The sequence below is a fragment of the Acidiplasma cupricumulans genome (assembly GCF_001402935.1).
Classification (GTDB): Archaea; Thermoplasmatota; Thermoplasmata; order Thermoplasmatales; family Thermoplasmataceae; genus Acidiplasma; species Acidiplasma aeolicum.
On record NZ_LKBH01000085.1, the window covers coordinates 1 to 4,217 of the forward strand.

Below are 4,217 nucleotides of genomic sequence, written 5' to 3' on the forward strand. Positions count from 1 at the left end.
TAAAATTAAATAACAGTCCATGGGAAATAATCAAATTTATTTTAAATACTCAAGATTCTTTCTTCTCTCAATATTTTTGGATGAATATAATATATTTGCAGTTCCAATGCTTGTTGTATTTATTGATAGATATTTTTCACTCAGCTCGTTGCAGATTGGTCTGGTAACAGGCGCCACAATTCTGGGGGTGGCACTTGGATCACTTTCAGGTGGAATCATCACAGATCGGTTTGGAAGAAAAAATGGATATAAAGTCAACATGGTTCTGTTTATTATATCAGCATTTATATCTGCACTTTCACCCAGTGCAGGCATTTTCATAGTAAGCAGATTAATAGCAGGGATACCTGCAGGATCTGATATTTCAAATACATATGCATACATCATGGAATTAATACCTCCAGGGAAGAGAGAAATCACTGGTGCTAATAATACATTAATGGCCAGCCTTGCAATACTTGGCATAAATTTTTCTGTAATTCCAATGATCATCATGCATTTAAATACTGGAATGATCTGGAAGGTTTCAATGCTTATCTCTGTAATTCCAGCATTTATACTTTTGGTGTTTTCCGTGAAAATGAACGAATCAGAATTCTGGAAGAATTCAGGTCATCAAAAAATTACATATACAAAAATTATAAAGAATTTAATGGGCAATCCAGTAATGAAAAGAACAACCATTTATGCCTGGTCATGTGGAATAGCAAGTTCAATTGAGGTGGGAACATTTGCATTTTTTATACCGTATATTATTAATACACTGGATATTTCAGGAATTTTATTTACAAGGCTTATAATAATACTTATTTATTCATTTGGTGTTCCGGTCGGTTACATCGGTCCATTATTAATTCCAAAAATTGGTCTAAAAAAATTATCATACACCGGTTTTATAATATCATTTATTTCATTAATTGGATCCGGAACATTTCTCGTATTAAGGCAATTTTTACTAATTCCTGCATTTATGGTATTATTCGTCATTGGCAACCACTTGAATAACCAGCCGGTGATAACATCACAGTCGTTGGTTTCTAATACAGAATACCGTGGCAGGGCAGTTGGTTTAACCAATTTTATTCTTCAGCTACCATCATCAATGAGCATTACAGTTTTTCCCTTAATGTTCAGCAGGATTGGCCTTGGCTATTCCACGCTTGTAATTGCATTTGCATCATTTGCAGGTATAATAATATCAGCTGCAATCTTTAAAGATATATATGGTTACAGCAGTGACCTTGAAAATCACGGAAATGCAAAAAACGATATAAATTAATAAATACCATGAATTTCTAAATATAAAAAATTTAAATATAATATATCGATAATTAATTATGGTTTTGGACAGCCTTTCCGATTCATTAAAGGGAATTATACGTAAAATATCAGGATCAAGCTATATTGATAAGGACACAATTAAGGAGGTTTCAAAGGAGATACAGCGGGCACTATTAAAGGCCGATGTAAATGTCAAGCTGGTTTTAAGGCTTACAAAAACTCTTGAGGAAAGGGCAATGAATGAAAAGCCCCCCGCAGGCATGACCGATCAGGATTATATAATAAAGATTATTTATGATGAGCTTTTAAAAATACTTGGCCAGAACGTGAACTTTGAGTTACGGCCACAGACAATAATGCTTGTTGGCCTTTACGGCAACGGTAAAACAACCACAGCCGGTAAACTCGCAAGATTTTTTATAAAAAAAGGTTTCTCAACTGCACTTATAGCCGCAGATGTACACAGGCCCGGGGCATATGAACAGCTGTATCAGATTGCAAAGGAGGTCAATGCCCAGTTTTATGGGGAAAAAGATGAGAAGAATGCACTTAAAATAGTGAAGAACGGATTAAATGCAACAGATGCCAAGATTAAAATTATAGATACTAGCGGCAGGGACTCCCTTGATGAGGATCTTATTAAAGAGGTCAGGGAGATTAAGGAGAGTGTAAAACCTGACAATGTATTATTTGTGCTCGATGCAACCATGGGGCAGCAGGCAGGGCCACAGGCAAAAACATTAAATGATGCTGTAAGCATAAGCGGTGTTATCATAACAAAAATGGATGGCACAGGCAAGGGTGGTGGCGCATTGAGTGCTGTGGCAGAGATTAACTCGCCGGTATATTTCATAGGAACCGGTGAGCACATGGACGACATTGAGATTTTTAATCCAAAAAAATTCCTTTCAAGGCTACTCGGCATGGGAGACATTGATGCATTAATGGAGGCAGTTAAGGAAACAAACTTTACAGAGGAGGAGGCAGAGGAATCGCTTGAAAAATTGATGTCAGGAAAATTCAATTTAAAGGATATGTATGATGTCTGGGAAAAATTTTCAAAACCAGGCCTATTAAAAAAAATCTTTGGATCCCTTCCACTGGCCGCTATGCCGGGCGGTGATAAAATCAATGAAAACCAGATAGATGAGGCCAATGAAAAACTTCAGCTTTACAGGGTTATACTCGACTCCATGACATATGAAGAACTGGAGAACCCGGATATTTTAAACCCAAAGAGAATAAGGCGCATAGGAATTGGTTCTGGAAAGGGCGAGAATAATGTAAGGGCGCTTTTAAAGGAATATCGGGCAATGAAAAACAACATGAAGATGATAAAGGGGAACAGGAACTTCAAGAAGATGCTTAAGGCCTCAATAAAAAGTGGGAATTTCAGCCTTGATGATATAAATTGATTTTATCTGGTGAAAATCTATAATATATTATAGGATAAAAATATAAAATTTTTAATAAAAATAATTTAAATTAAATCCTCCAGCTGTTCCACAAGCTCGGGATATTTTAACTGAACCGCCTTTAGTATCTCCTCAACTGAAATATCCTTAATTTTTACATCGGATATGACATCAACCAGTTTGTCCATTGTATCGTCGCTTAATGTTGCCAGTTTTTCCTTGGCGTACCAGTTTCTTAGGTGCTTTCTCTCAAATTTGTTTTTTACCATTATATCATAGTTCTTCATCATTGTCTCTGAAAAGTCATTGGCATCTATCGCCTTTTTGGCAACCTCTGCGGCATATTTTCCTGAAATAAGCCCGTTTGCTATGCCACCGCCCGTTATTGGGTCTATAAGCCTTGCAGCATCACCAACTGTCAGGAGCCCTGGCATTGACATTTTATCCTTTACCCTGTTAACAGAAACACCGCCGGTTATAACCTGTATTATTTTTCCCTTGTTATATCCTGGATGCGCCTTGATCCAATTGTCAAGATAATTCCTCACATCCCATCTATCCTTCATTTTTGATATGGTCACACCAATGCCAACATTTGCCTCGTGCGGCCCCTTTGGAAATACCCATATGTAACCTGCAGGTGCCACGGAACCAAGGTAGAAATCTGTATAATCCATATCTGAATCCACACCAACCATTCTGTATTCTATTGCAGATATTATGTCATTCTTTGCAAGTATTAATGATTTAAGCCCGGCCCACCTTCCAAATTCGCTTTCAAAGCCATCAGCTGCTATGACCATTTTTGCATGGACAGGAACCATCTCACCATTGTGCCTTATAACCGCACCTGAAACCTTGCCATCCTCATCCTTTATGACAGAAAGGGCAGGAGATTTTACCCATACATCAGCCCCCTCGGATGCTGCAAGTGCAGCCATGTACTTGTCAAATTTATCTCGCTCAATAACATAGCCAACCTCATTTCCGGCGGTTTCAGCTGTAAGCATAATGGGCTTTGTTTCGGACGGGCCATATATTCTGGCACCCTTAACCTCATCTGATATCCAGTGATCCTGTGGCTTAAGGTCAACCTCAGGCATCCATGCCTTGGAAACACCCTCACCGCATCTAACTGGAGATCCTATATCAGGCCGCTTTTCTATTAAAAGAGTTTTCAGTCCGTTTCTTGCAGCAAATCTGGCAGCCGAACTTCCAGCAGGGCCTGCACCAACAACCAAAACATCATAATTTAGCATGGAACCACTCCGCTGTTATTGCTGCTGTTGGACAGCCAACAACACAGAATCCACATTTAATGCATTTTTCTTCATTAATGTCTATGACAGTTTCGTCCATGAAAATTGCATCGGTGGGGCACATACCAACACATGCGCCACAATAATTGCATAGACTTCTGTCTACATCCATTTCACTTTTAACCTTCAATTCCATAAGGTTAAAAGACACATTGATATATCTATTTTTCTGTTATTTATATGGCTAAATGTTTATAAATAA

Annotated in this window: 4 protein-coding genes; 2 read left to right on the top strand and 2 right to left on the bottom strand. The window is 38.1% G+C overall.

The window, feature by feature from the left end; all coding sequences use genetic code 11:
• Window positions 1-19: 19 nt before the first annotated feature.
• Both AOG55_RS02765 and AOG55_RS02770 read left to right on the top strand, forming a co-directional pair.
• Window positions 20-1,279: an MFS transporter gene (locus AOG55_RS02765; protein WP_055040860.1), complete on the top strand. Its 1,260-nt coding sequence runs from the start codon at window positions 20-22 to the stop codon at window positions 1,277-1,279.
• A 58-nt stretch (window positions 1,280-1,337) separates the two neighbouring features.
• Complete coding sequence (locus AOG55_RS02770; protein WP_055040861.1) at window positions 1,338-2,696, top strand: signal recognition particle protein Srp54; 1,359 nt, start codon at window positions 1,338-1,340, stop codon at window positions 2,694-2,696.
• A gap of 65 nt (window positions 2,697-2,761) precedes the next feature.
• Here AOG55_RS02770 and AOG55_RS02775 read toward each other — a convergent pair whose 3' ends face one another.
• Window positions 2,762-3,955, bottom strand: a complete 1,194-nt coding sequence (locus tag AOG55_RS02775; protein ID WP_048102464.1) for a digeranylgeranylglycerophospholipid reductase — start codon at window positions 3,953-3,955, stop codon at window positions 2,762-2,764.
• Window positions 3,942-4,151, bottom strand: a complete 210-nt coding sequence (locus AOG55_RS02780) for a DUF362 domain-containing protein (RefSeq protein ID WP_048102553.1) — start codon at window positions 4,149-4,151, stop codon at window positions 3,942-3,944. Before AOG55_RS02780 ends, AOG55_RS02775 begins: the two co-directional genes overlap by 14 nt.
• Window positions 4,152-4,217 lie beyond the last annotated feature (66 nt).